This is a genomic window from Corallococcus sp. 4LFB, assembly GCF_046520365.1.
GTDB classification, from domain to species: Bacteria; Myxococcota; Myxococcia; order Myxococcales; family Myxococcaceae; genus Corallococcus; species Corallococcus caeni.
The window spans coordinates 1-3,392 of the sequence record NZ_JBKGHJ010000695.1 but is presented as its reverse complement, the minus strand read 5'-3'; the positions used below and the strand labels follow the sequence as shown (position 1 = coordinate 3,392).

Sequence of the window (3,392 nt, the reverse complement as noted above, 5' to 3'; positions counted from 1 at the left end):
CTCCCGCGCCCGACGCACCGGCTCCCGCCCCGCTGCCCGGAGTTCCCGCGCCCGAGGCGCCGGCTCCCGAGTCGCTGCCCGGACCGCCAGCGCCGGACGCAGGCCCGGCGGAACCACCGCCCGGCGTCCCCGAACCCGAGGCTCCGTCAGGCCCCTCGCCGCCGCCCGACCCCTCTTCGCCGTCTCCGGGCGTCGAGGACTTGAGCACGGTGACCTGGGCCACGCGGGTCGTGGCGGGGGCATGCCCGGTGAGCGCCTCCACGCGGGTGCCCAGCTGCGTGAGCAGCCCTCCGGCCGGCTCCGGCTCACGGTTGGACGCGACGGCGCGCACCTGGGCCGTGAGCGTGTCCGCGGCGTTGAGCAGCAGGTCCACCAGGTCCCGGTCCAGGAGCTTGCGGTCCTGGCGCACCGCGTCCACCAGGTCCTCCACCCGGTGCGCCAGCATCGCGATGGGCTCGAAGCCCATGGACGACGCCATGCCCTTCACCGAGTGGGCGTGCCGGAACATCGAGTCCACGGTGCTGGCGGTGGCCTCGCGCTCCAGCGCCACGAGGTCCCGCCCGAGCGCCTCCAGGTGCTCGGTGGCCTCCGAGATGAAGAGGCCCAGGTACCGGGACATGTCCATCGTCATGAGCCGGCACCTCCTTCAGGCGGACGGGGCCGCGACCCGGGCGGGCGCGGCCCCCTTTCACGCCGCTTCAGGCCTCTCCCAGCACCTTCTTCACGACCGCCAGCACGTCCTCCGCCCGGAACGGCTTGACGATGAAGTCCGAGGCGCCCGCCTCGATGGCCTCCATCACCAGGCTCTCCTGCCCGAGCGCCGAACACATGATGACGACCGCGCTGCTGTCGGCCTTGATGATTTCCCGCGTCGCTTCGATGCCGCTCTTGAAGGGCATCACGATGTCCATCGTCGTGAGGTCCGGCTTCAACTCCTTGAACTTCTCCACGGCCTCCAGGCCGTTGGCCGCCTCACCGACGACCTCGAACCCTCCAGACGCAAAGATGTCCTTGATCATGTTGCGCATGAAGATGGCGTCGTCGACGACCAGCACCCGCTTAGCCATGTGAAGAACTCCGCCTCCGTTTCAGGCCTAGAGGGAGCGCACCCTATCACCGGCCGTTTCAAGGGGGCTACTCACTTGGAGGGAGTGAACAAGGCAACGACCGCCGCATCAAGTCCTTCCGGATCCAGCACGGTCACTCCCAGACCGCCCAGGCGGGCAACGCCGCGAACCGCGGGCATGGCCTTGCCAGGGGCCGCGCTCACGCGCTCCACCGCCTCGATGCCGTCCACGTCCGTCACCAGGAGGCCCAAGTCCCTGCGACCCCGGTCCAGTAGCACGACACGGCACAGGGGGGTGGGACCTTCTGGCAGGTGCAGCAGCTGCCGCAGCTCCACCACCGTCACCACCCGGCCGCGCAGGTTCATCACGCCGGTGATGGCGGCCGGGGCCCGGGGCACCCGCGTGTAGCGCTCCGGGGGCACGACGACCTCCCGGACGGCCGACAAGGGCAACCCGTAGCGTTCCTTCTCGACCCGGAAGATGACGTGCCGCACGGAAGAAGGCCCTTGTACCGGAAGGCGGCTTGAAGCGGGGGGGACGGACCGGGGCGCTCAGGGCCCCAGGCGGAAGCTGCGCACCACGCTCTGCAGCTCCACGGAGAGGTTGGTCAGCTCGCTCGCCAGCGACGTCATCCGCGACACCGCGGCCGTCTGCTCCTGGATGACGGCCTGGATGGCCTCCGTGGAGCTGGCGTTGTTCTTCGCCACGAGCTTGATCTCCTCGATGGCCTTCACCATCTCCTCGCTGCCCTTCATCTGCTCGCGGGTGCTGTCGGAGATGAGCGTCACCTTCTCCGCGCCCTTGCGCGCGGTGTCGGTGATGGCCCCCATGGAGCGCATGATGTCGGTGAGGTCCTCACGGCCCTCCGCCAGCTCCGCGATGCCTTCCTTCATGGCGCTCACGACGGAGGTGGACTGGCCGGAGATGTCGCGCGCCAGGCGGGAAATCTGCTCCGCGGAGCGGCCCGCGCTCTCCGCCAGCTTGCGCACTTCATCCGCCACCACCGCGAAGCCGCGGCCGTACTCGCCCGCGCGCGCCGCTTCAATGGTGGCGTTGAGGGCCAGGAGGTTCGTCTGCTGCGCCACCTGGGTGATGGCGTCGACGATCTTGGAGATTTCCTGCGTCTTCTCGCCGAAGGCGAACACCTGCTGGCTGGCGGACTCGATGCGGTTGAAGACCTTCTTCACCTTGTCGCCCGCGAGCCGCGCCGCCTTGGAGCCGTCCTCCGCGCTGCTGCTGGTCTCCGCGGACGTGCGGGCCGCGTCCAGGGCGCTGGCCGCCGTGCGCTGGATGCTGCCGGCCATCTCCGTGATGACCTTGGAGGCCTGGGACACCAGCTGGGACTGGGTCTCCGCGCCGCTGGCGATCTTCTCCATGGACGAGCCCACCTCCTCCGTGGACCCGTTGACGTTCTCCGCGCTGCGCTGAAGGTCGATGGCGGTGTCCGCCACGCTCTTGGCGGTGTCTTGAATCTTGCCCACCAGCTCGCGCAGGTTCTCCTGCATGCGGGAGATGGCGCCCGTCAGCTCGTCGATTTCGTCGCGGGTGCTGTGCACCTCCGCGGCCACGGGCTTGGACAAATCGCCCTGCGAAATCTCGAAGGCGGAGCGGCTGAGCACCTTCACGCGGGTGACGCGCGCCAGCAGGGCCGGCAGGTACGCCGCGCCGCCGAAGGTGAGGAGCACGCCCACGCCCACGCGGATGATGAAGGCCCAGCGGCCCCAGGACGCGTCGAAGAGGCTCTCCGTGCACAGCAGCCACGTGCCCAGCAGCAGGCCCAGGAGGATGTAGCCGGTGGTGATCTTCCGGTGCAGGGACTGCTCGCGGACCACCTTGGGGCCCTCGACGGCGCGCAGCAGTCGCTGCACGGGCTCGCGTCGGGGGGTGAGGCCAGAGGAGGGGTCGTCGCGAAGGGGGCGGCGCACGGAGTGCTTTCAGCGGGAGGGGCGGAAAACAGCCCAGGGGTTTAGCCTTGCTCTCCGGTACGGGTCAATCATCCGGCTGGATCTGCTTGCTTGACCGGGCGAAGTGATCGAATCCGGCAGGCGGGGTCAGGAGCCGCCCCCCCGCGTCGCGAATCCGCCACGTCCGCTCCCGGGTGAGCACGCCAATGCGCGTCACCGCCTGCCCGGCGCGGGCACACGCCCGCTCGAACGCCTGCCTGCGTGAAGGTGGGACGGCGAGCAGCAGCTCGTAGTCCTCCCCGCCCCGCAGGGCCCCTCCGGGCCCAGCGCGCGCGCACGGCGGGTGACAGGGGCAGCCGGTCCAGCTCCAGCTCCGCGCCCACCCGGGACGCGGCGCACAGGTGCCCCAGGTCCTGGCCAG

The 3,392-nt window shown here is 70.2% G+C and carries 4 protein-coding genes and 1 pseudogene; all 5 read right to left on the bottom strand.

Going from position 1 to position 3,392, the window contains the following annotated elements:
• Nucleotides 1-631: Hpt domain-containing protein (locus ACLEQD_RS39700; RefSeq protein WP_410391117.1), on the bottom strand; the 631-nt coding region annotated here is incomplete at its 3' end.
• Between the two features lie 67 nt (nucleotides 632-698).
• Nucleotides 699-1,067, bottom strand: a complete 369-nt coding sequence (locus ACLEQD_RS39695) for a response regulator (RefSeq protein ID WP_014400067.1) — start codon at nucleotides 1,065-1,067, stop codon at nucleotides 699-701.
• A gap of 71 nt (nucleotides 1,068-1,138) precedes the next feature.
• Nucleotides 1,139-1,561, bottom strand: a complete 423-nt coding sequence (locus tag ACLEQD_RS39690) for a chemotaxis protein CheW (protein ID WP_120578197.1) — start codon at nucleotides 1,559-1,561, stop codon at nucleotides 1,139-1,141.
• A gap of 57 nt (nucleotides 1,562-1,618) precedes the next feature.
• Nucleotides 1,619-2,992 (bottom strand): methyl-accepting chemotaxis protein, encoded by a 1,374-nt coding sequence (locus ACLEQD_RS39685; RefSeq protein ID WP_171422024.1) that lies wholly within the window; start codon nucleotides 2,990-2,992, stop codon nucleotides 1,619-1,621.
• 64 nt (nucleotides 2,993-3,056) lie between these two features.
• A pseudogene (locus tag ACLEQD_RS39680) lies at nucleotides 3,057-3,392 on the bottom strand (hypothetical protein); the annotation flags it as partial.